Annotated in this window: 13 protein-coding genes; all 13 read left to right on the top strand. The window is 36.6% G+C overall.

Annotated features, from left to right (window positions below):
• The first annotated feature begins 12 nt into the window (after nt 1–12).
• Entirely contained in the window at nt 13–1,083 is a 1,071-nt protein-coding gene (locus HGC4_RS14430; RefSeq protein ID WP_050710842.1) for a hypothetical protein, read from the top strand.
• Nucleotides 1,084–1,208: 125 nt separating this feature from the next.
• Complete coding sequence (locus HGC4_RS14425) at nt 1,209–1,880, top strand: TonB-dependent receptor plug domain-containing protein (RefSeq protein WP_082204194.1); 672 nt, start codon at nt 1,209–1,211, stop codon at nt 1,878–1,880.
• 56 nt (nt 1,881–1,936) lie between these two features.
• Nucleotides 1,937–3,460 (top strand): hypothetical protein, encoded by a 1,524-nt coding sequence (locus tag HGC4_RS14420; RefSeq protein ID WP_050710840.1) that lies wholly within the window; start codon nt 1,937–1,939, stop codon nt 3,458–3,460.
• A gap of 11 nt (nt 3,461–3,471) precedes the next feature.
• Nucleotides 3,472–5,361, top strand: a complete 1,890-nt coding sequence (locus HGC4_RS14415) for an alpha-L-fucosidase (protein ID WP_082204193.1) — start codon at nt 3,472–3,474, stop codon at nt 5,359–5,361.
• A gap of 277 nt (nt 5,362–5,638) precedes the next feature.
• Complete coding sequence (locus tag HGC4_RS14410; protein WP_050710839.1) at nt 5,639–9,730, top strand: two-component regulator propeller domain-containing protein; 4,092 nt, start codon at nt 5,639–5,641, stop codon at nt 9,728–9,730.
• A gap of 163 nt (nt 9,731–9,893) precedes the next feature.
• Nucleotides 9,894–11,753, top strand: a complete 1,860-nt coding sequence (locus HGC4_RS14405; protein WP_050710838.1) for a TonB-dependent receptor plug domain-containing protein — start codon at nt 9,894–9,896, stop codon at nt 11,751–11,753.
• Between the two features lie 85 nt (nt 11,754–11,838).
• Nucleotides 11,839–13,599 carry a pectate lyase gene (locus HGC4_RS14400; protein WP_050710837.1) on the top strand — a complete coding sequence of 587 codons (1,761 nt, stop codon included), beginning with the start codon at nt 11,839–11,841 and terminating at the stop codon, nt 13,597–13,599.
• 123 nt (nt 13,600–13,722) lie between these two features.
• Nucleotides 13,723–14,862: a glycoside hydrolase family 88/105 protein gene (locus HGC4_RS14395; protein ID WP_050710836.1), complete on the top strand. Its 1,140-nt coding sequence runs from the start codon at nt 13,723–13,725 to the stop codon at nt 14,860–14,862.
• Nucleotides 14,863–14,886: 24 nt separating this feature from the next.
• Entirely contained in the window at nt 14,887–17,025 is a 2,139-nt protein-coding gene (locus HGC4_RS14390) for a glycoside hydrolase family 31 protein (protein WP_050710835.1), read from the top strand.
• A gap of 25 nt (nt 17,026–17,050) precedes the next feature.
• Nucleotides 17,051–20,011: a glycoside hydrolase family 88 protein gene (locus HGC4_RS14385; protein ID WP_050710834.1), complete on the top strand. Its 2,961-nt coding sequence runs from the start codon at nt 17,051–17,053 to the stop codon at nt 20,009–20,011.
• Complete coding sequence (locus HGC4_RS14380) at nt 20,008–22,605, top strand: glycoside hydrolase family 95 protein (RefSeq protein ID WP_050710833.1); 2,598 nt, start codon at nt 20,008–20,010, stop codon at nt 22,603–22,605. Before HGC4_RS14385 ends, HGC4_RS14380 begins: the two co-directional genes overlap by 4 nt.
• Nucleotides 22,602–24,044, top strand: a complete 1,443-nt coding sequence (locus HGC4_RS14375) for a DUF362 domain-containing protein (RefSeq protein ID WP_050710832.1) — start codon at nt 22,602–22,604, stop codon at nt 24,042–24,044. Before HGC4_RS14380 ends, HGC4_RS14375 begins: the two co-directional genes overlap by 4 nt.
• Nucleotides 24,045–24,060: 16 nt before the next feature.
• Nucleotides 24,061–24,460, top strand: a 400-nt coding sequence (locus HGC4_RS14370; protein ID WP_304437595.1) for a glycoside hydrolase family 36 N-terminal domain-containing protein, incomplete at its 3' end; no start/stop codon positions are given.

Genomic DNA, 24,460 nt, shown 5'->3' with positions numbered 1-24,460 from the left:
AATTGTATATATATGAGACATTATATAAAATCACTATACTTTATCTTGCTTTGTGGACTCTTGGCTACAAGCTGTTCGGATGATCATTATGTGGAAATTGATTCGTTGAATACAGACGGAGATGAGTTTTATTGTAATCAGAAAGTTAAGATATGGATGGCTGTTCGCTCTGACGATTTGAGCGAAGTGGATTATCAATGGTCTTGTGAAGGTGGACGCTTAACTCAGCCTCAGGGCTTGGATGAGATGACTTGGCAAGCTCCTAATACTCCGGGTACTTATACCGTATCGTGTACTGTTAGCTCAGGAGGGAAATCTCAAACACGCATTCACAAAATGTATGTATCTAGTTATTTCTTCGAAAAATTTGAAAAAACTCCTTATGGAATTACACCTCAATCGGGGTCGGAAATAATAGCTAAAACCGAATCCATTGGTGGGACAACCAATACTTATGCTCAATTTAATGGCAAATCAAGTACCGAGGTACAACGCTATTTAGAAAAAGTCTTTAATGATGCTCAATTAAAAATTCCTTTTAGTACAATTTCTAAAATAGGGTTCATTAGTGCTATTCCTGCTGACTCAATGACTGTAGGGACAAAAAAAGGACCTCCTTCGTTATATTATGCATGGGGTTTAAAGCGTGATCCAAAGCAGACAGATGTAGTATATCCAACTCAATTAAAAGTAGAGTGGTATCCTAACGTGCAAGGAAAAATGCCTGTTACATCTCTTGGAGAGAAATTCAACCTAGCCATTTCAATTTCTTATTTAGAAAAAGGAGTTCTTAAAGTTGTTTCATTTATGACGTATGTTGGCAAAGTGTCGTCTTTTGACAACGGGATATACAAAAAAATCTCGATGAGTGTAGATAAAGATTATTATATCTATGTCAATTTAGATGGAGAGGAAGTACTTAAATCTTCGTGGCTGAGAGAATTTAGAACGAAAAACAATAGTCAGGATAATATTTATATTGACTGGTGGCGTATCGGATTTCCTAATGGAACGGGGAAAAATCTACCGGTTTTATATTTAGATGATGCATACGGGGCAAATGATGGAGCAATACTTAAATAAAGTATTAAATAGGTGTGTAGTTTAGATAGTTAGAATGTAGGGGCGAATTGATTTGTTCGCCCTTCATTTATTCTATTTACTGCATTAGTCTGTCTTTACGTTTATATAACCTTAAATATTAATCTATGAAACAGATACTTTGTGTAATGCTTCTGGTATTTGTATTATTTCCGATTAGAGCCGGAGATATTACAGGACGGATTGTAGACAGAAAAGGGAAGCCTATTAAAAACATATTGGTAAAAGTCAAAAATACATCTAATACGACCAAAAGTTTGAAAGATGGAATATTCTTATTGAAGAGTGTTTCAGAAAGTGATACCCTGCAAATAAGTCCTTCAAAAAATAAGAAAGTATATATTCCGGTGAAAGATAATTATGCGTTTGATATTATTCTAGGCAAGGAGAGTCTGAGCTTAAATAGATTAAGCGGCGAAGAATTTTTTGATTACTTAAAAACACTTCCGGTTCGTAATAATTCTAATGTATTGACGAGAGAGGAAATCGAAGAATCGAGCGCCAACTCGTTGATAGATCTATTACGCGGAAATATTCCAGGAGTTCAGGTGACCGAAATAGACAATGTACCTATTGCTAAAATACGTGGAGGGAGTTCTATGTCATTAAGTGTAGAGCCTCTTTACATTGTTGATAATGTAGAGTATAACAGTCTTGTAAATGTCAATAGTTCGGTCAATATAAAAGATATTGAGTCTGTAGAGGTGTTGAAAGATGCTTCAATGTATGGCCTTAAAGGTGCAAATGGGGTGATTGTTATTAAAACAAAGATAAATTGATGTGCTTTTTTGAATAAAAAGCATCCATTTAATAGAAACGAGACATCTAATATATTATGAAAATTTTACAACATATATTTCTCTTAGTCTTTTTCAGTCTGCTTGCAATTGGCGTAAATGCTCAAGAAACATGGAAGTCTGATTTAGTAAAACTAAATACAGATGGTAGTCTAAGTTATATACCCGATAAAGAAGGAAATATAATACCCGATTTTAGTAGAGTGGGCTACCATCATGGAGACAAAAATATACCCGATTATTCTACTACAATAACTCTTCAACCTCTTATTGCGGGAGATTGTACTGCCCTTATTCAAGATGCTATTGATAAAGTATCACTTATGCAACCCGATGCAACGGGACATAGAGGTACGATATTATTAAAGAGTGGAGAATATAAAATAGAAGGCAATCTATATATAAAAGCTGGCGGAATAATTCTCCGAGGGGAAGGAGATGGTATTGAAGAAACTCGGCTTGTTTCATTAAGCAAGAATCAAAAAGCACTTATAAATATTCAAGGCGAGGGCAAAATAACAGAAGTTGAAGGTAGTCGTATAAAGATAACAGACAAGTTTGTACCTGTGGGTACTCATTCATTTGCAGTGGCTTCAGCTAAGAATCTGAAAGTGGGCGATCGTATTATTGTTTTTCGTCCGGGAACCGATGCTTGGATCGAAGCCATAAGAATGAATAAAATTGTGGAAAGACAAGGTACAAAGCAATGGAAAGCCGAAGAATATAATCTGCATTTCGAACGTGTAATAACTGCCATAAAAGGTAACCTTATAACTATTGATAATCCAATAGTAATGCAATTGGATGAAAAATTTGGAGGTGGCGAAATCTATAAATACACTTATGATGGACGTATCAACGAAATAGGTATTGAAGATATGTATTTAGAAAGTAGATATATGGGAGAGCAGGACGAAGAACATAGCTGGATAGGTGTAGAATTTAATCATGCAGAAAATTGTTGGGTTAAAGGTGTAACTGCTCGTTATTTTGCTTATGCTTGCGTGAGCCTCGAAGCAGGAGCTAAAAACATAACAGTACGAGAATGTAAAAGCTACGAAGCAAAATCGATTCCTACGGGAGGAAGGCGATATTCGTTTAATAATTGGGGGCAGCAAAATTTATTTATGAATTGCTTAAGTACACAAGCACGACACGATTATGTAACAGGAGCCAGAGTATGTGGTCCTAATGTGTTTTATAATTGTGTGGCAAGAGAGTCTTTGAGTGATATTGGACCCCATCATCGTTGGTCTGTGGGTACATTATATGATAATATAACTACCGATAATCAGATTAATGTTCAGGACAGAGGACAAATGGGTAGCGGACATGGCTGGGCAGGAGTAACACAAGTGTTGTGGAACTGTAAGGCTAGGATTGTAGCAGTACAAAATCCATGGACATCCGGAAATAATTATTGTATTGGTTTGCAAGGTGAGAAAACTCCGGGACATTTCAAAGACCGTCCTGATGGTATATGGGAGGGACATAATAAATCGGGTTTAATACCTGTTTCCTTCTATTTGGCTCAGTTAAAAGCTCGTCAAGTGAATAAATAAAAGGATACGCTATGAAAAAACAGATTATATCATTTGTCTTAACCAGCTTATTATTAAGCTCTGTATCTCAAGCTCAAATTAAATTTGACAAAGGGGATGAACAGGGAATGGATGTTGGAAAACTTGATTTGCATCAGGATAGTATTGCAGTGCAAGAAGCACTATCGGATTGGTGGAAAGATTCACAAAAAACTCTTAGTGAGAGAATGTCATGGTATAACGACGCCAAGTTTGGTTGTTTCATTCATTGGGGTGTATATTCTGAAGCAGGAGGGGAATGGAAAGGAAAACCTGTTACAGGATACTCGGAGCATTTGATGAGAAAAGAAAAAATATCGCTACAAGAATACAAAGATAAACTAGTCATACCCTTTAATCCCATAGACTTCGATGCAGACGAATGGATGCTACATGCTAAAGAAGCAGGTATGCGTTATTTTATAATTACAGCCAAGCATCACGATGGATTTGCTATGTATTTCTCAGATGCTTATCCATATGATATGCGAATGACCAAATACAATAAAGATCCCATGATGGAATTGAGAGCTGCTGCCACTAAATATGGAATCAAATTTGGATTCTATTATTCGCATGCTTTTGATTGGGAACATCCAGATGCTCCCGGAAATGATTGGGATTATAATAATCCCGGTGGAGACAAACTAATAGGTGGTGCCAATTGGTGGCTAACTCGTACTGATTTTATTCCTCACGCAGAGAAATATGTAAGCGAAAAATCGATACCTCAGATAGTGGAACTCATTAAAAAGTATAATCCGGATATCTTGTGGTTCGATACACCGCATAAGCTACCCTTATATGAAAATATCAGGATACTGAAAAGTATTCGAGAGGCTAGCCCCGATATTGTAGTTAATGGTAGATTAGCACGTTTTGCGGGTGGTAATCTGGGCGATTATATCAATACCGGAGATAGGGCTGCGTACTTTTTTCCTGTGAAAGGATATTGGGAGTCTATTCCTACCACTAACGAATCGTATGGATATAGCAAATACGACTCGTCTCATAAGGCGGTGAGCCATTTTATACGTTTGGTATCTTCAGCAACATCAAAAGGAGGAAATATATTGATGAATGTAGGACCAATGGGAAATGGAAAATGGGATGAGAAAGATGTTGAAATATTTAAAGGGGTAGGTAAATGGCTTTCTGTATATGGAGAAGCCATTTATGGGAATGAACGAACAGACCTTCCTGTTCAGACATGGGGTGTTACAACAAAGAGGGATAATATTACTTATTTGCATATATACAATTGGCCTAAAGATGGTAAACTTATAGTGGGTGGTCTGACTTCTGATATTGATAAAGCTTGGATTGTGGGTAATTCAAACAAGAATGAACTGAAGACAGGCAGATTAAGTAGTAAAGATGTGGAGATCTTCTTACCACAGATAGCACCTGATACTATAAATACAGTAGTGGCTTTGACTTTGAAAGAAAAGAAAGCTGCTTATCCTGTAAGATTGCTTTCTACTTCATCAGAGAACATATTATATGCATTCGATGCGGAGCTTAAAGGCGTAGGTTTAGGGTATGGAGATGGCAAACCAAATAGGAATTATGTAAAAGGATGGAATAATAACAGTCAATCCTTTCAATGGAAATTCCGAATAAATGAAGCAGTGAACTATGATATATATATAGAGTATAATACTGAATCGGAAAAAGATAAAGGAAGTGTTATCTTAAATATCAATGGGAAGCGATATGAGATAAATTATGTACCAAGACTTGAAAAAGATGGAGTAAATAGTATTAAGGCAGGACAGATTAGTATTCCTAAAGGAGAATATATTTGCTTACTGGAAGGAGATAAATATGAGGGAGTCTCTTATCTGAGACCCATAGCTGTGCGTCTTATTCCAGTTAATTGAATATTGGTAAGAAAATAATAAAGTCTTACAATATTTCTGATGTTGTAAGACTTTTTGGGATTATGTGACATTGATAAATGATACCTATCAAGTTTAGCTATAATACCAAATATTTCACTATTTTTATCGAGAGTTGGAATATATCCAAGAGTGAATTAAGTAACAATTAAGTAGGAGCAGACATACATATATTCTAGACCCACCGTGTATAATATATCGAATTAGCTCCCATACCAAAGTAACACATAGGTCTGAGACCTTATTAGCCTTATTTTCTATGAAGAACTTACTATTTCTTCTGCTCTTCTCTATGTCAATAATATGTGTAGAGGGAAAAGATCTATACTACTTTTCTAATTTGTCGTTAGGAAACGGATTATCTCAGATAACAGGAACCTCTATCCTCCAAGATAGTAAAGGATTCATGTGGTTTGGAACACGGAATGGATTGAATAGGTTTGATGGTTACAATTTTGATGTATTTATAACGGATGCAGAAGATAATTCGAGTATAAGTGATAATCATATTTTATGCATGACCGAGGATAATAATCAGAATCTTTGGATAGGAACAAACAATGGACTTAATTGCTTAAACCCTTCTACTAATAAATTTAAGAGGTATTATCTCGAACCTAATAATAAGAACTCATTATATCACAATACAATACTATCTATCTTTTTCGACGATCAGAATAATCTTTGGGTAGGAACAAATCAAGGCTTGAATTTATATGATCAGGCTACGGATTCATTTCGTCGTATAACAATAGATAATTTGTTGGAACATAACCGTGTGAATGCAATAGTAAAGAAAGAGAATAAACTTTATCTCGGTACTTTGACAGAGGGGTTAATTGTGTATAATCTCGAGAATAAACAATATACAGTTTATAAAAATACACCAAATGACGCATATAGCATTTCAGATGATTATGTGAAAGTCCTTTTTATTGATAGGAATGACAATTTATGGGTAGGTACACAAAACAAAGGTATAAGTTATTTAAAAAAAGGAGCAAAGGAATTCACCTATTATAATGAGAATAATGGACTAACAAATAATAATATAAGAAATATTACTGAAGCACCCGATGGAAGTATTGTAGTGGGGACTTTCAATGGACTCAACGTGATAGATAATAAAACAAGAGAGATTACACAATATAAAGAATACTCTTCGGGACAAGGTGCATTGAGTCATTATTCAATTATTAGCGTTTACTTCGACCGATCTCAAACATTGTGGGTAGGTACTTATGCGGGTGGTATTTGTTATTACAACAGATATGGCCAAAAATTTCAGTTTTATAACCCTAGTGCAAGTTTGAAGGCAATATTGGGAATAATGGGGCCAATTGTTGAGACTCCAAGCAGCCTTTATATTGCAACCGAAGGAGGAGGATTGCTCGAAGTGGATAAAAAAACAGAATCGTTTAAGCATTACTTGATATTTGATAATGCGAATAAAGTTTATCAAAAGAACATAATAAAATCGCTCTATCAAGATGGCTCTCGAATTCTTTGTGGAACCAATCTAGGTACTATTTATAGTTTTGATATGAGTAGTCACAAATTTTCGTTAGAATATGATCTAAAAGAAGAAAGATCTATTTATCAAATAGGTAAAACACGAAAAGGAGACTTAGTGATAAGTGGTGTTAGTGAATATGGTTTTTCTCTGATTTTAGGAAATAAAGATGTAAGAAAAGAATTTCCGGTTATAGGAAAGCAGAATATTCGATTTTCGGATGTACGAAGTATACTTGAGATCGAGACAAATGTATTTCTTATCGGCACAAGAAATAATGGCTTGTTCTACTATGATTACAATACCCATATATTAAAGAATTATAAGAACAATCCATTAGAAAATAATCCCGATAAAATACCGGAAAACTTTGTTACTTCTATTGTTAAAGATAGTGCGGGAGAGATATGGATTGGAACTTTTGGTGGTGGTATAAGTTTGTTTGATCCTAAATCCGATAAGTTTATTACTTATGGTACAAAAGACAGCCTATTGAATAACAATGTGTGTATGATTGTTGATGGAGGTAACAGGCATTTATGGATTAGCACAAGTACGGGTATTTCCGATTTTAACACAGACGCAAAAACGTTTCAGAATTATACACATTCTAATGGATTGAAAATTGATGAGTTTACACTTCATGCAGGTCTGAAACTTTCTAATAATAATATAATCTTCAGTGGTAGTAATGGCTTTGTAACATTCAATCCACAGCGAATGACGGTCAACCCTTATGTTCCGCCTATTGTCTTTAATAATTTATATATCAATAATGCTAAGATTGTGTCCGGTGGTGAGGATAAAATACTTAAAGAGCAATTGAATTCACAGAAAAAAATTGTGCTCAAGTACGACCAATCCAATATTTCAATAGAGTATAGCGCTCTTAATTTCATTTTTGCCGATAAAAATCAGTATGCTTATAAACTGGAAGGTTTCGATAAAGAATGGAATAATGTGGGATCAAGAAGGATGGCATATTATACAAATATCCCTCCCGGAGAATATCAATTTGTAGTTAAAGGATCTAATAATGATGGTGTTTGGAATGATGAAGGAGCGAGTCTAAAAATCGTAGTTTTGCCTCCGTTCTGGAAAACATGGTGGGCTTATACTTTTTATGTTTTATTTATTTCGGGTATTATCTTGTTTATTATACGCTATTTTACGGAGAGGAAGAGATTGGAAAATGATATAAAACTAAAACAGATGGAAGCGAAAACTCAAGACGAATTCCATCAGGCTCGAAATAAGTTATTCACTAATTTTTCGCATGAACTGAGAACACCACTTACACTCATCATTAATCCTCTAGAAGATATGGTGGAAAAGGAGGACCTTACATCTAAGGTCAGAGAAAATATGATTTTGATGAGGAGTAATGCCCGACGATTACTGCGTTTGGTTAATAACTTAATGGATTTCCAAAAGAAAGAGAGTGGAACGATGAGTTTAAAAATCTCAGAAAATGACTTTGTGAAGTTTTCCGAAGAAATGGTTTTAATCTTTAGGGAGTTGGCAGTTTCAAGAAAAATTAATTTCGAGTTTAATCATACAATTGATATTGTTAATAATTGGTTTGATAAAAGCTTAATGGAAAAGGTATACTTCAATTTGCTGTCCAATGCGTTTAAAAACGTACCAAATGGAGGGGTTATTGATGTTAATTTAAGTTGTATGACACTATCTGAAATAAAGAAAAATTTCGCAGAAAAAGGTAAGAGTTTTATAAATGAAGATATATCATACATAATATTAGAAATCAAGGATTCAGGGACGGGGATAGCAAATGACGAGCTAGAGAAAATATTTATACCATTCTATCAGGTGGCACAGAACGAACACTCTGCATCGGGTACCGGCTTAGGCTTAAGCCTTAGTAAATCTATAATAGAAATGCATCATGGAGTGATATGGGCTGAAAGCTCCGACGCATCGGGAGCTGTTTTTAAATGTATTCTTCCTGTATGTAAAGACTGTTTCAGAGACGATGCTTATACCGAAGAAATCGTGGAAGAGACTGAATTACCATACACTATAGATTGTTCGGAAGATAAAGAATCGGAAGAAAAGAAAACGGTAAAACGAACCACTATTTTAGTTGTTGAAGACAATATTGATGTTCGGAGATATATTATTTCTCTATTAAAAGATGCACATAATATAATTGAAGCAGCCAATGGATTGGAGGCCATAGATAAAGCTATAAATCACTCACCAGATCTGCTAATATCGGATCTGATGATGCCCAAAATGGATGGTATGGAAATGTGTAAAAGAATAAAAACCGATTTGCGAACCAGTCATATTCCTGTGATAATGATTACAGCACGTGCAATGACCGACGATATTAAAGAGGGTTATGAGGCAGGAGCAGATGAATATATAGTAAAACCGTTTAACTCGTCTCTATTAATTGCCAGAGTAATAAATATTCTTCAAGCCAGAGAAAGTTTGAAAGAAATATATGGGAAGCGGTTTTCTTTGGAAACTTTGGGCGTTGAGGCTTCTTCTGTTGATGAACGATTTATGCAGAAATTATATGAAATCTTGGAAAAAGATGTCTCGAATCCCGAACTAAACTTGGATGATTTTAGTCGCGATGTTGGAATGAGTAGAGCCAATTTATACCGAAAAATAAAAGCTATCACTAATCTTTCACCTAATGAGTTTATTCGTAATTTTCGTTTGAATATGGGGGCGAAAATGTTGAAAGAAGCAAAGTTGCCAGTTTCGGAAGTATATGTTGCTGTAGGATTTAATAGTCATGCTTATTTCTCTAATTGTTTCAAAACTTATTTTGGTATGTCTCCTACCGAATATACTAATCAATAGGTGAATATAGAGTGCTGATTGGATTGATTTTGTAATTATTTGATTGTTTTTTACAAATGAGCAGATAACTATGTGAGTAATTTTATGATCTGAATACTTTAGATTGAGATACTATGAATTATGTAATTATAACCTTATCTGTTCTTACTTTTATTAATCAAATATGAAAATATCAATTTTCATCTGGGCTTTTATCACTCTACCTTTTGGGTATTTATCAGCTCAAACCATAGGAAAAGATACTATTTCATTGGGTGAAGTAACAGTGATAAGTAGTACAAAAACACAAGTCAACCGCAATCAGATACCAGCCACAGTATCCGTTATAACTCGTGATGAAATAGAAGCTGATGGAGAGTCGGCTTTACTTTCAGTTTTATCCGGACGTGTACCGGGATTGTTTGTTACCGAGCGCAGCATAACGGGGTTTGGGGTATCGTCAGGTTCGGCAGGAACTGTCAATATCAGAGGAGTAGGAGGCGGAAATAAAGTGCTGATGCTTCTCGACGGGCAACCCCAGTGGGCAGGTATTTTCGGACATCATCTTCCTGATACATACGTATCTTCTGATGCCGAAAAGGTAGAAGTAATACGAGGACCGGGTTCGTTGCTCTATGGATCTAATGCTATGGGCGGAGTGATTAATATAATAACACGTAAGGCAAAGCAAGATGGAGTTAATGGACAGGCGCGTTTACAATACGGATCGTACAACACACAAAAATACATGGCGAATGCCAGATTAAAAGAAAATAAGCTGAATGTCTTTGCATCCGTTAATCACGATTGTACAGATGGGCATCGTGAAAATTCGAAATTCTATATAACTAATGGATTTGTTAAGGCCGGCTATGAAATCTCTCATAACTGGAATGTATCGGGGGATGCCATGGTAGCTAAATTTAAATCGAATAATCCGGGAAGTGTCGAACAATTAATGACAGATAATTGGGTGGATGCTCTTCGCTCATCTTATTCTTTTTCAGTGGAGAATAACTATTCCAACTCAAGTGGAGCATTTAAAGCTTTTTATAATTATGGAGATCATGAAGTAAATGACGGATGGAAAAATGGAAAGCCCCGAGATTATTTATTTGAATCGAGAGACCATAATGCAGGGTTTATGCTTTATCAATCGGCTCATCTTTTCAAGGGTAATCTTTTAACTGCCGGACTCGATTATAAAAACTGGGGAGGTCATGCCTGGAATCAATTTCCAGACAAAGAAGTAGACATAATAGATAAAACAGTAAATGAAACAGGGCTTTACTTATTGATGCAACAGACTTTATTTCATAAGCTGACATTAAATGTAGGTATTCGCCTCGAAATAAATCAGGTATATGGTCGTGAATGGGTTCCGCAAGTTGGATCAGCTTATCAACTGAATAAAAATACAACTCTGAAGGCTTCATTGTCAAAAGGCTTTAGAAGTCCCAATCTTAGAGATTTGTATATGTATGTTGCAGCAAATCCCGATTTACGACCCGAATCGATGATGAATTATGATTTTTCAATTCTCCAAAAATGTTTGCAAGGTAAGTTGAATTTTGAATTAACAGCCTTCTACATCGATGGGAAGGATATGATACAAACTGTTCCTGTAGATGGAAAAATGCTAAATGAGAATATAGGTTCTTTTATAAATAAAGGATTTGAGTTTGCTGTTAATTACTATATTCTACCCTCTTTAAAAGTGACAGGAAATTATAGTTTCCTCCAGACCAATAAACCTATTATTGCTGCACCCAAACACATGGCATTTATTGAAGCCACCTGGAAGATAAATAAATTGACATTGAGTGCAAATACTCAATATATCGATAAGTTATATACTCGGGTGGGAGACGATTCTAAAACCGAAAATTATACTTTGCTAAATGCACGGGCTCTCTATAAATTATCGAAAACATTCTCTCTGTTTATGAATGGAGATAATCTTACAGGGCGTAAATATACTATCAACGAAGGGTTTCCTATGCCCGGTACTACTGTAATGGGAGGAATTGATATCACATTTTGACAGTTTCTACAAAAATCTGACTGATTCCTACAAATAGGAAAGATTATTAATGCTGAGATTTGAATATTCCTTAAAACTATTTATTATGAAAGATAAAATAAGGAGGATAACATTATCCTTTATTCTAATCGTTACTAGCAGTTTATTATTTGGCCAATCTCAAAGTGAGTTGGTCTATTTCGGACAAAATGGAAAACTCGAATATAAACCTTATTCAGATAAAGGCGATATAATTCCCGATTTTTCCAATTGTGGATATATGGGCGGTGGTGTAGCTATACCCGATCTGCCGATTGTAGCAGTGGTCGAATCTCCAAGTAAAGGAGATGATACTTCTATGATTCAGTCAGCAATAAATGCAGTGTCAAAACTAAGCCCTGATAAAGATGGGTTTAGAGGAGCTATATTAATAAAAAGAGGAGTATATAATATATCCTCTCCTTTAAAAATAACAACTGGTGGTATAGTTTTGAGAGGAGAAGGAAATAACAAAGAGAGTGGAACTGTATTATTGGCAACCTCTACAAATAAATACAATGTAATCGAATTAGGAATTAATGCTAAACTTACACCTATAATCTCTAGTGAGCAATATATTACAGATAAATATGTTTCGTCGGGAAGTAAAATAATACATGTAAAAGATGCTGGAAAAACATTTAAAGTAGGGGATAATATGGTAGTACATCGTCCGAGTACTGCCGAATGGATTCATGCAATTGGTATGGATTCAATAGCACCGCGTCCATTAAAGGGTGAGACTACGAAGGAGTCGTTTCTTCGGTTTCGTAAATATGGAAACAATACAAATACAAATGGAACAAAACAATGGGAAGCAGGATCTAAAGATTTGATCTTTGAGCGAACCATAGTTTCTATTGATGGCGATAAGGTCACGTTAGATATTCCTCTGGTAAATGCTTTGCAGCAAGAATTTGGAGGGGCTAAAATTTATAAATATAATTTTCCAGAGAGAATTGCTCAGTGTGGAATCGAGAATATCTATGGAATGTCGGTATATGATCCAAGTGTGAAAGAGAAAGATAAATACATAGGGGAGTATAATGCTGATGAAAATCATGCAAACAATTTTGTCTTTTGCAATGCTATCGAAAACGCATGGATAAGAAACGTAAGTGTAGAGCAGTTCGATTGTTGTGTTTGGACTTCATCTTCTGCCAAATTTATTACCGGACAAGATTTATCGGCAACCAATCCCGTGTCAGTTATTACAGGAGGTCGTCGTTATGCCTATTCAGTTTGGGGACAGATGTGTTTGTTTCAGCGTTGTTATTCGAGTCATCATCGACACGAATTTGTATTGGGGGCAAGTGTTGCAGGACCCAATGTTTTTGTAGATGGTGGGGGAGATATGACTTTTGCTTCAAGCGAGCCCCATCAACGGTGGGCAGCAGGTTGTCTCTATGATAATATCACAATCAAAGGACCCGATGGCTCATTACTATCCGTGAATAGAGGATGGTATGGTTCGGGGCATGGTTGGTCTGGTGCACAGATTGTTTTCTGGAATTGCAGTGCTCCAGTTATTATGGTAATGCAGCCTCCTACAGCTCAAAATTTCGCAATAGGAAGTAATGGAACTATACAGGATAAGTGGGTTGAAAATGGCAGAAGGAGTACAATAACGGCTATAAATGGAGTTTCGAGAAGCAATTTTCAAGATAAGGGGCTTATCTCTGTTGGTGATGGGTGGATAGAATTAGTTGATCAGACAGTTAATCCAAAGAGTCTTTACTATCAACAATTAAAAGATCGTTTGGGGCTGACCGCTTTGCAGAATGTAATTAGTAAGAGTCAGGAGCAGAACTTAATCGAAAAGAAATAAATCAATAGATTTTACAAATGATTCGATTTTACAAACAATTGAATAAGCATTACAAATTCAATGAATTGTGAGTTACTATATTTGAGTGCCTGAATATATTACCGAACCTTTATTTCTAATACCATGAAAAAGACAATACTATCAGTCTTATTTTTGACAATGAGCATCCTCTCGATTTCAGGATTGTATGCCCAGAAGAATACCGATTTAAAGAATTGGCCAAAAGGCAAAGATCCTCAAACTGTTGGGTTACTGATCGCAAACCGCTTTGTAGAGAGTCCTCATAATAGTTTCAGACCACCTGTACCTCCTAAATCAATTACTTATCCTGAAGTATGTGTATGGTATGGAGCTATTAAATTTGCAGAAGTAACTAATAATAAAGTATTACTTCAACAATTAGAGCAACGTTTCTTACCTTTTTTCGATGATGAAAAGCATTTAGTGCCACGACCGTATCATGTAGACTATTCGGTTTTTGGTACTATTCCTTTAGAGCTTTATAAACACAACAAAGATCAGCGATTTTACGATATGGGTATGGGTTTTGCCAATGCGCAATGGACGTTACCAATAGACTCTCCCGAAATAAAGAAAAAAGAATATCAAAAATTTTTAGAGCAGAATCTTACATGGCAGACCCGCTATTGGATTGATGATATGTATATGATAACAATGGTGCAATCTAAGGCATATCATATTACAGGAGACAAAAAGTATATAGAACGGGCTGCACATGAGATGGTTATTTATTTGGATACGATTCAACGACCGAATGGGCTATTTTACCACGCACCCGATGCTCCTTTCTTTTGGGGAAGAGGCAATGGATGGATGGCGGCAGGAATGAGTGAGTTGCTTACTTCTTTGGATAAGAACAATAAAGATCATTATACTATTATGACATCTTATTTGAAAATGATGGAAAGTCTTAAAAAGTATCAGAGACCAGATGGTTTGTGGGGACAGCTTATAGAAAAACCTGAATCGTGGGTAGAAACATCAGGCTCGGCAATGTTTGCATATGCTATGATAATGGGAGTAAAAAATGGGTGGCTCGATAAGAATGAATATGCTCCTTTGGCTCGTAAAGCATGGCTTGCATTGGTCGATTATATCAATGAAGACGGAGATATATCAAATGTGTGTGAAGGCACTAACCGAAGAAATGATTATCAGTATTATCTAGATCGTAAGCAAAAAACGGGCGATATGCACGGGCAAGCTCCTATGCTATGGTGTGCATGGGCATTACTAAAATAAAACAACCTTTGAAAATAATAGTTTATGAAGAAAATCACGATTTCAACCATCTTGAGTCTGGTTGTATTTCTAGTACAAGCCCAGTCAATTCAGTGGACTGAGGAGTTTCCCGGAGTATGGAAAGGTTTATTTGGTAGCCCCGATTCGTATACTTTGCTGAGTGCTGCCGGTAGTAAACCAAAAGCAGATATACTGAATAAATTACAAGCAACAGTATTTCCATTGAACAAAATGGATATTCATGCTGAAATAATAGATGGAAAAACATATTTGAGGTTTCCTCTTGTTAAGGACGAGCAGATTTATGGTTTAGGACTTAATTTCCAGACAGTACATCAAAGAGGTAAGATTCTCAATTTGCATGTAGACCATTATGGAGGAAAAGACAATGGAAGGACGCATGCTCCCGTACCATTCTATGTCTCTTCCGAAGGATATGGTATATTAATCAATTCGGCTCAATACCTCACCTTTTATGTGGGAACAGGAGTGAGAAAGGACTCAAAAAATCCTCCTGTGGCAAAAGATCGTAATACAGATAAAACATGGAATTCGCGCCCTTATTCCGATGCAGTAGAAGTTTATATTCCTGCTGAAGGAATCGAGTTTTATATATTTGCGGGAGAATCGTCTTTAGATGCCATCAAGAAATACAATCTGTATTGTGGCGGTGGTACGCTTCCTCCTCGTTGGGGTTTGGGATTTACTCAACGCGTACAAAAATTATATACTGCAGATGATGTGATGAAAGAGGCTGCCGAATTTGAAGAAAAAGGATATCCTCTCGATTTTATAGGCTTAGAGCCGGGTTGGCAAACCAAGGCTTATCCATGTTCTTTTGAATGGGATAAGACTCGTTTTCCTGATCCTGCCGAATTTACAAAGAAAATGCTAAATAAAGGTATTCGGCTCAATTTGTGGACTAATCCATATGTTTCACCCGAAGCTTCAATAAGTAAAGAGATAGAACCATATACTGGTTCTCATACTGTTTGGTGTGGTACTGTGCCTGATTTGAATCATCCCGAAGCAAAAAGAATATTTGCAAATCAGTTGGATAAAGATCAGGTGAAAATAGGAGTCAGTGGTTATAAGATTGATGAGGTAGATGGTTACGACTTCTACTTATGGCCCGATATGGCAACTTTTCCATCAGGAATTAGTGGTATACAAATGCGTCAAACTTATGGCGTATTAGCTCAGAAATTAACGGATGAGTTATATCGGAAAGAAAACACCAGAACATTCGGCTTAGTAAGAGCATCTAATGCAGGAGCTAATAATTTACCTTATGTAATCTATAATGATTATTACAGTCATCAGGATTTTATAACAGCCCTAGTGAATAGTGGATTTTGCGGTGTATTGTGGACTCCTGAGGTAAGAGGTTCTAAAACAGGAGAAGAATGGTTATGCAGATTTCAGTCTGTTACTTTCTCACCCATGGCTATGATTAATGCATGGTCGAGTGGAACTAAGCCTTGGTCGTTTCCCGAAGTTGCCGATCAGGTGAAATTCTATGCAGAATTGCGTATGCAGTTGATGCCTTACTTCTATTCTGAATTTGCAAAGTATCATTTTGAAGGTACTCCTCCTTTTAGAGCAATGGTTTTGGAAGAAGGTTTCAGAAACGAATCGAAAACCATTGCAGGCAGTCAGAGCTTAGAAGATAATCCTTATTTAGAAGCCATTAATAAAGAAGTGAAAGATCAGTATATGTCGGGTGAATATCTATTGGTTGCACCTTTGTTTACAGGACAAAGTACACGTAAGGTTTTACTTCCACAGGGTAATTGGTATGACTTCTATACCGGAGAATTGGCAGGTAACGGGCAGGAAATAACAGTAACTCCCGGATTAGATCGTATTCCTGTATACGTAAAAGATGGTGGTATTATCCCTATGATGGAAACCCGTTTGCATGCTCCAGCTGCAGGTGAAAAAGTGAATATGGAAATTCGGCATTATGGAACGAAAGAAAGTTCTTACAATCTGTATGATGATGATGGGGTGAGTTTCGATTATGAGAAAGGAGCGTACTCTTGGAGAAAGATCGAAATTAAAAAGGACAAGAAAGGACTGCTAGTGGGCACTGTGTCTAATGCCGTAAAAGGGAAACCTGATAATATCTCAAAAGTCAGTTTTCGCTTTATGAGTAAGTAATAAGTTATCCTTTAAAGCGAATCTTATGAATAACCTTCAAAAAATATCGAGTCTGTTTTTATTACTAGTTATTTGTCTGCAAGTAAATGCTCAGGCTGGGAGAACGGCAAATGCCGATGGCAAAACAGATACATATAAATTGATAGAATCTTTTGGTTATGGGGTTGAGGTGCCCGATTGTAAACATCCTATCAAGCATATTATGCAACAATATGATGATGAACTTCAAAAACAAGTATTTGTTTTTACACTTCATGCTCAATTAGATGACGATCGTTGCGGAGCACAAGATAGGCAACGCACAGAAATAAAGACCTTCGGAACATCGCCCGAATCGATGAAAGGGCATAGAGGAAAAACCCAGAAATATAAATGGAAGTTTAAGCTGGACAAAGATTTTCAGCCATCGCCTAATTTTTGCCATATTCATCAGATAAAAGCTGATGCCGGTCCTAATGCAGGAGCACCGATTGTAACGCTTACGCCTCGTTTCAAAGGAGGTAAAGAGGTGTTGGAATTTAATGTTGTTTCTCCACAAAACTCTTCCACAATCTTGGCAGAAGAAGACTTGTCGTTATTTAAAGGAACTTGGGTAGAAGTAACAGAAACAATATTACATGATAACCCTGGTACAATAGAGTTGGAAATAAAAAGAGTTTCGGATGGTAAAAGGCTTCTCTATGGTAAAAGTAATAAGGTAGATATGTGGCGTGAAGGAGCACGATTCAACCGTCCAAAGTATGGGATTTATCGTAGCCTCAAAGAACCATCTTATTTAAGAGATGAATCTGTATTGTTTGCAGATATAGAATTTATAGAAATATCAGATAAGAACTATACTCAAAGAACAAATATAGGATGGGAGTTGGCCACTGACGTTGAAAGAGAGTTACTTGCTGTTTTACCACAACAAACATTTAATGTAATAGACTTTGGCGCATTAGGTAATAATACAAACGACTGCTCAGAAGCTTTTAAAAATGCCATAGAAAAATGCTATAAAATGGGAGGTGGTGTTGTTCTGGTTCCGAAAGGAATGTACAAATTGAATGCACCTCTCTATTTATTGTCAAACATTCATCTTTTGCTATCCGAAGGAGCTATATTGTCTTTTGATCCTCAAATGAAGTCTGTTTTTTTGATTAGTTCCGATAATCAAGAAAATATCAGATTAACGGGACCCGGAAAAATTAGAGGTAATGGAAAAGGAGCAATATGTTTATCCGATAGTCGAAATATACTTGTAAGTAATTGTGATTTTGAATCTTCGGGAGATAATATTACGATTCAGGCTAATATCAAAAGCGAGAATATTATTCTAAAGAACAATTATTTCAGAAAAAGTGGAGAAAGTGCAATTACTCTTGGTGGCAGTACATCAGGAGTAATTCGCAATATATTTGCCGAGCAAAATACTTTTGGAGTCATTCCTAAATACATTGTACATATGTATGGCACAGATAGGGGTGGGCTTATCGAAGATATTTGGATGAGAGATAATTACTCGGAAGGTTATCCTTGTGAAACAGCTTTTCAATTAGAGCAGTTAGTAAGTGATTCATCTAAAAGTATGAATATTCCTATATTATGGTATAGCTATTTTGAGAATTTCTCGAACTTGAATGTTACCGATAAAGGAATATCTTTTACCTCTTTATCAAAAACAACCCAGCCTATCGAAAGTATGTGGTTTAAAAACATACAAATAATAGGTGCTAAAGAAATTATTAATAGACATATAACGAGAGATATTTATGTAGACAATGTGAGTGCAAAACCAATTGATTTGTTTGATATTACAGAAACAGGTGTAATGAATGCCTATTTGCCTTGTGCACCAGTACCCCAATTTAGGTCGGTGACTGCTGCACAAAGTACTATGGCACGTTATCCTGATTTTACAAAAGCATATTGGAATGCATGGACATATGTTAATAGTTACATGGCTTGTGCTTTTGAGCGTTTATATAAAGCTACGGGAGACGATACATATCTTAAGTATATAAAAAAATATATAGATAATTTTATTGATAAAGACGGTAATTTTGTTGCTGTTTCCAACTATAAAGGCTTATCGAGAATCCCTAATGTTTGCGATAATCTGGATAATATGATGCCCGGAAATACACTAGTCATGTTATACGAATATTACAAAGAACCTCGTTATAAAAAAGCAGCCGATTATATATTTACATGTCTAAAAGATTATCCCCGAAATAATGATGGTGGATTTTGGCATGGTAAAGGTCTTCATGGACAAATGTGGATAGATGGTGTTTTTATGAGTCAGATGTTTTTGCTTCGATATGGTCGTTCCATTGGTGATGCGGAATATGCTTATGACGAAGCAGTCAAACAAATAATGGCTTATGCTAAGAGGGGGGAGCAGGGTAATTCGGGACTTTATGTACACGCTATTTATGAGCTGGGGCATGACGATCGTCTTTGTAAATGGGCAGATACTTCTACGGGTAAAGCGCCTGAAGTATGGAGCGAAGGGTTGGGCTGGTATGCTTTGATATTACTTGAAGCATTAGAAACTCTCCCTAAAAATCACAAAGGATATAATGATGTTAAAGATATATTCGTGCGTTTAGCAGCAGCTTTAAAACGTACCCAAGATATAAGAACGGGAGGTTGGTTTCAGGTTGTAGATAAAGGGAACATGCCCCATAACTGGATAGAGACTTCGGGAAGTGCTATGTTTACCTATGCATTGCAGCAAGGTGTAAATCTGGGAATTCTGAACAAAAAGGACTATGAGTTGGTTGTTAAAGATGGATACAGTTCCATTGTTAACCATGCCAAAATAAACGAGAGAGGATTAGTTGATATCTATGAAGCATGCGACGGTGTGGGGGTGCAAGAAAACTATGAAAAATATATTAACCATAAAAAGTCTCTGAATGCTAAAGAAGCCTATGTTGGTTTTGTTTGGGCTACCGAAATAGTAGAAAGAGATGCAATAAAAAAGAATCTAAAATGAAAAAAACACACCTCGTAAAATCAGGTTTGGTTGCACTTTCTGTCTTCTTTGCAATGGGGAGCTGCAAGACCGAAGAAACTAAAAGCAATGACCTTAAGCTTTGGTATGATCGTCCGGCACAAGTTTGGGAAGAAGCTTTGCCTTTGGGTAATGGACGGGTTGGCGCAATGGTATTTGGAGAGCCTCAGAAAGAGCTTTTCCAATTGAACGAAAATTCGCTGTGGTCAGGATATCCCAAAGATGCTAATAACCCTAAAGCGGTAGCTGCTTTGCCTGCCATAAGAGAAGCTATCAATAATGGAGATTATGTAAAAGCATCTTCTATCTGGAAGGATAATGCACAAGGACCTTATACTGCTCGTTATTTGCCAATGGCAGATCTACATCTAACGACATTGTTGGACAATGATATTGCAAATCTGTATCGTGATTTGAATATATCTGATGGAACATCTACGGTTAGTTTCGAATCAAACGGAGTCAAATACAAACGGACGGCTTTTATATCTTATCCCGATCAGGTGATGGTAATCCGTCTCGAAGCAGATAAGAAGGAATCTTTATCATTTGATGTTACTTTAGACAGTAAACTAAGATATACATCCAAAGCTAAAGAAGATACTTACTTAGTATTAAAAGGAAAAGCACCTAAACATGTAGCGCACAGATCGGATGAACCCGAACAAATAGTATATGATGAAGAAAAAGGTGAGGGCATGAATTTCGAAGTTCATGTAAAAGTATTAGCTGAGGGGGGAAAATCTACCGCTAAAGATAGTATTCTGAGCATTAATAATTCGGATGCTGTAACTCTGATTCTTTCAGCGTCTACTAGTTTTAACGGATTCGATAAATCTCCAGGTCTCGAAGGTAAAGATCCATCTTTACAGGCTAGAGCTAATATGGAAGCGGCCTCAAAGAAATCGTATACTGAATTATTGAATAATCATACAAAAGATTACAAATCGTTATTCGATAATGTAGTTTTAAAGCTTGGAGAAGCAAAACCAGAGAAAGAAGCTTTACCTACTGATAAAAGGCTGGAACAGTTTTCTACTGACGATAGTGACAACGGCATGGTTACCCTCTATTATCAATATGGTCGCTATCTGACTATTTCTTCTTCTCGTTCAGGTTCAATACCTTCTAATCTTCAAGGATTATGGAATCGCCATGTGCAACCACCTTGGGGTTCTAATTATACGACGAATATAAATACAGAGATGAATTACTGGCCTACTGAGTTAACAGGCTTGCAGGCTTGTCATGAGCCGCTTCTTAATTTTATAAAGTCTCTATCTATCAATGGACAAAAAACAGCACAAGTAAATTATGGTATGGATACGGGTTGGTTGGCTCATCACAATACGGATGTGTGGGCACAGACTGCTCCAACTGGAAATTATAATATAGACCCGAGGGGATCGCCACGTTGGTCGTGTTGGCCAATGACGGGTGTTTGGCTTTCTCAGCATCTATGGGAGCATTATGCTTTTGGTGGCGATAAACAATATTTAAAGGAGAATGCATATTCATTAATGAAAGGGGCTGCCGAGTTTGTTTTGCAATGGTTACAGAATGATGAATCGGGTTATCTGGTAACAAATCCGTCTTCTACTCCCGAAAACTTATTTAAGTATAAAGACAAAAGCGGTAAAGAGCAGACAGGGGAAATAAGCAAAGCCACCACTATGGATATGGCTATGATTTGGGATCTGTTGAATAATTGTATTGAGGCTTCAAGGGTATTGAATATAGATAGTGATTTCCGTAAGACTTTAGAAGAAACAAAGGAGAAACTATATCCTCCACATTTAGGTTCGAAAGGACAATTGCAAGAATGGTATAAAGATTTTGAGGAAGTAGACCCAGAACATCGTCATGTATCGCATTTATTCGGGTTACATCCGGGTAAAGAAATATTACCTCGCATAACACCCGAAACGGCTGCGGCAGCCAAACAAACTTTATTGTTAAGGGGCGATGGTGGCACAGGTTGGGCTATGGCTTGGAAGATAAATTTTTGGGCACGTCTCGAAGATGGAAATCATGCCTACTTGATGTTGAAAAACGGTTTAAGACATGTAGATGCAACCGATGTGTCAACAAAAGGAGGAGGTACTTATTCTAATTTGTTTGATGCTCATCCACCTTTCCAAATTGATGGAAATTTTGGAGGAACGGCAGGTGTTACCGAAATGCTTTTGCAAAGCCATGCAGGAGAGATTTTCCTTTTACCGGCATTGCCCGATAATTGGAAAGAAGGTTCAGTAAAAGGACTTAGAGCGAGGGGTGGTTTTACGGTGGATATGGAATGGAAAAACGGTAAAATAACAAAGGCTGTTATTCATTCGTCTTTGGGAGGAAATTGTAGAGTTAGAACTTTGACTAAAGTATCTTCTAAAGGTTTCGATCTGAAATTGGCAGAAGGTAAGAATCCAAATGAATTTTATTTTAGTGGAAAAGCCCCAGAATTGGTCAAGGGTGACAATGCCTTATTATTACAAAAATTAGAGTTGAAAGAAACATCATTAGTAGATTTTTCAACAGAAAAAGGAAAGAATTACGAACTCCTAAATATATCAGACAAATGAAAGCTAAATTATTAGGAATCTTTCTTGTCACAGTTCTTCAAGCAGGAACGATGGCCGCTCAACACGTGGATCCTAATCAGTCGGCTACAAAAGCTGCCACTAAATACGATTGGAAGCCAGATGCTTCTAACAAACCGATAGGCAATGCAAAAGGAATATATAGAGGCAGAGTTTCGTGGGCTCATATGCCGGGTGTTGCACATTGGGCTGGTGATTGGAAGTCGATGGAAAACTCATGGTGGTCTGATCAAAGTACCGATCAAGATGGAGTTAATGCAATGTTAGGTGCTATTATTCGCTCGCTCTCGGGGCAGAATAAATATGAAGACGCATGGCAGGCAATTTTTAAGTATCACAACAAAACTTTAAGCCGAAATAATGCAGGCTATAAAAAAGGAGAAATAATTGCTATCAAGCTAAATATGAATGGTACATTCCGTATAACCCGACACACCAATGCTACGGATACCTCTCCACAAATGGTGTATGCTATGATAGAGCAGTTGGTTAAATATGGAGGTGTGGATGCTAAAGATATTGTAGTTTATGATGCCAAAAGAGACATATATCCTGAAATATTAATGAAAGTATGGTCTGATTATAAAGATGTACGCTTTCTACAATCTAAAGAACCGGGCGAAGAGCAAAAGCATCCCTATTACGGAGAGTTTCGCAATATTGAAACTCCCCAATGGGTACAGGCGATAGAGTATTCTAATGGAAAATACGATAGAGCACGTAATATTCCCAAGCAGATAAAAGATGCAACTTATTTAATCAATCTGGCTTTATTGAAGGCACACTCTTATCCGTATTCTAATCAGGAAAAAGGAGATGAAGGGCAAACAGCGGTCACCATGATTGGTAAAAGCCATTATGGAACTATACAACAACCCGATGAACTACATGCAATTATTAATACCAACAAAGAAGGTGTAGCGAATGCCTTTTCTCCGATGATAGATATGGCTGCTTCACCCGAATTAGGAGCAAAGTCGATATTATACATTCTCGAAGGTTTGTATTGTGCCCGTAAGCATAATTCGAATCCTGTACACTTTCCCAATGCTCCATTTAATAATCAGGTTTATCCGTATGCTAACCCAGAGTGGCCTTCTTCAATATTGGGTTCTTTGGATATGGTAGCATTAGATTCTGTGGGCTTAGATATTTTATATTCTCAAAGTCAGAACAATAAAGACCCTGAGAATGATAACAGACCATCTATTATGATTCGTGAAAATGCAGATGATTATCTGCATGAAATGGCTTTGGCTGGCGATAATCCTCCATCGGGAACAGTCTATATGCAAGGTGGTAAGAAGGTCGAAAGTCTGGGAGTTCACGAACATTGGAATAATGATCACGATCGTCAGTATTCGCGCAATCTCGATCCTAAGAATGGACGGGGAATTGAGTTAGTCTATATAAAATTATGAAAAAGAAACACACATAATGAGAAAATTATCCTTATTTCTATTTGCTGTTGTTGGGTGTCTAAGCCTATGGGGGCAAGGTGCTACTGATGGTAAGATATTTAAAATTAAAACTAATAATTCGAGTTTGACTTTGTTTGCAGGTAACGATAGCTTACTCTATCAGTTAGGGTATGGCAGTTTGCAAGCACCCGAATCTACTATTCCGCCTAAAGGAATAGCTAGAGAGAAAGAGTTTTATCCGCCATCTGGCAATGGGTTTATTGCTGAGCCAGCGATTGAGGTAAATCATGCTGACGGAAATACATCTACCGATTTGTATTATCAAAATCATGAAGTAAAACAAATTGATTCTAATATTGATTTGACAGTTATTCATTTAAAAGATCCTCAATATCCGTTTTTTGTAGATATATACA

Source organism: Dysgonomonas sp. HGC4 (genome assembly GCF_001261715.1).
Taxonomy (GTDB): domain Bacteria; phylum Bacteroidota; class Bacteroidia; order Bacteroidales; family Dysgonomonadaceae; genus Dysgonomonas_A.
This window is presented reverse-complemented; position numbering and strand designations above follow the sequence as displayed.

What these genes read in the sequence shown, in the direction of transcription:
- HGC4_RS14430 (WP_050710842.1), top strand. Translation starts at nt 13, where the DNA reads ATGAGACATTATATAAAATCACTATACTTTATCTTGCTTTGTGGACTC.
- HGC4_RS14425 (WP_082204194.1), top strand. Translation starts at nt 1,209, where the DNA reads ATGAAACAGATACTTTGTGTAATGCTTCTGGTATTTGTATTATTTCCG.
- HGC4_RS14420 (WP_050710840.1), top strand. Translation starts at nt 1,937, where the DNA reads ATGAAAATTTTACAACATATATTTCTCTTAGTCTTTTTCAGTCTGCTT.
- HGC4_RS14415 (WP_082204193.1), top strand. Translation starts at nt 3,472, where the DNA reads ATGAAAAAACAGATTATATCATTTGTCTTAACCAGCTTATTATTAAGC.
- HGC4_RS14410 (WP_050710839.1), top strand. Translation starts at nt 5,639, where the DNA reads ATGAAGAACTTACTATTTCTTCTGCTCTTCTCTATGTCAATAATATGT.
- HGC4_RS14405 (WP_050710838.1), top strand. Translation starts at nt 9,894, where the DNA reads ATGAAAATATCAATTTTCATCTGGGCTTTTATCACTCTACCTTTTGGG.
- HGC4_RS14400 (WP_050710837.1), top strand. Translation starts at nt 11,839, where the DNA reads ATGAAAGATAAAATAAGGAGGATAACATTATCCTTTATTCTAATCGTT.
- HGC4_RS14395 (WP_050710836.1), top strand. Translation starts at nt 13,723, where the DNA reads ATGAAAAAGACAATACTATCAGTCTTATTTTTGACAATGAGCATCCTC.
- HGC4_RS14390 (WP_050710835.1), top strand. Translation starts at nt 14,887, where the DNA reads ATGAAGAAAATCACGATTTCAACCATCTTGAGTCTGGTTGTATTTCTA.
- HGC4_RS14385 (WP_050710834.1), top strand. Translation starts at nt 17,051, where the DNA reads ATGAATAACCTTCAAAAAATATCGAGTCTGTTTTTATTACTAGTTATT.
- HGC4_RS14380 (WP_050710833.1), top strand. Translation starts at nt 20,008, where the DNA reads ATGAAAAAAACACACCTCGTAAAATCAGGTTTGGTTGCACTTTCTGTC.
- HGC4_RS14375 (WP_050710832.1), top strand. Translation starts at nt 22,602, where the DNA reads ATGAAAGCTAAATTATTAGGAATCTTTCTTGTCACAGTTCTTCAAGCA.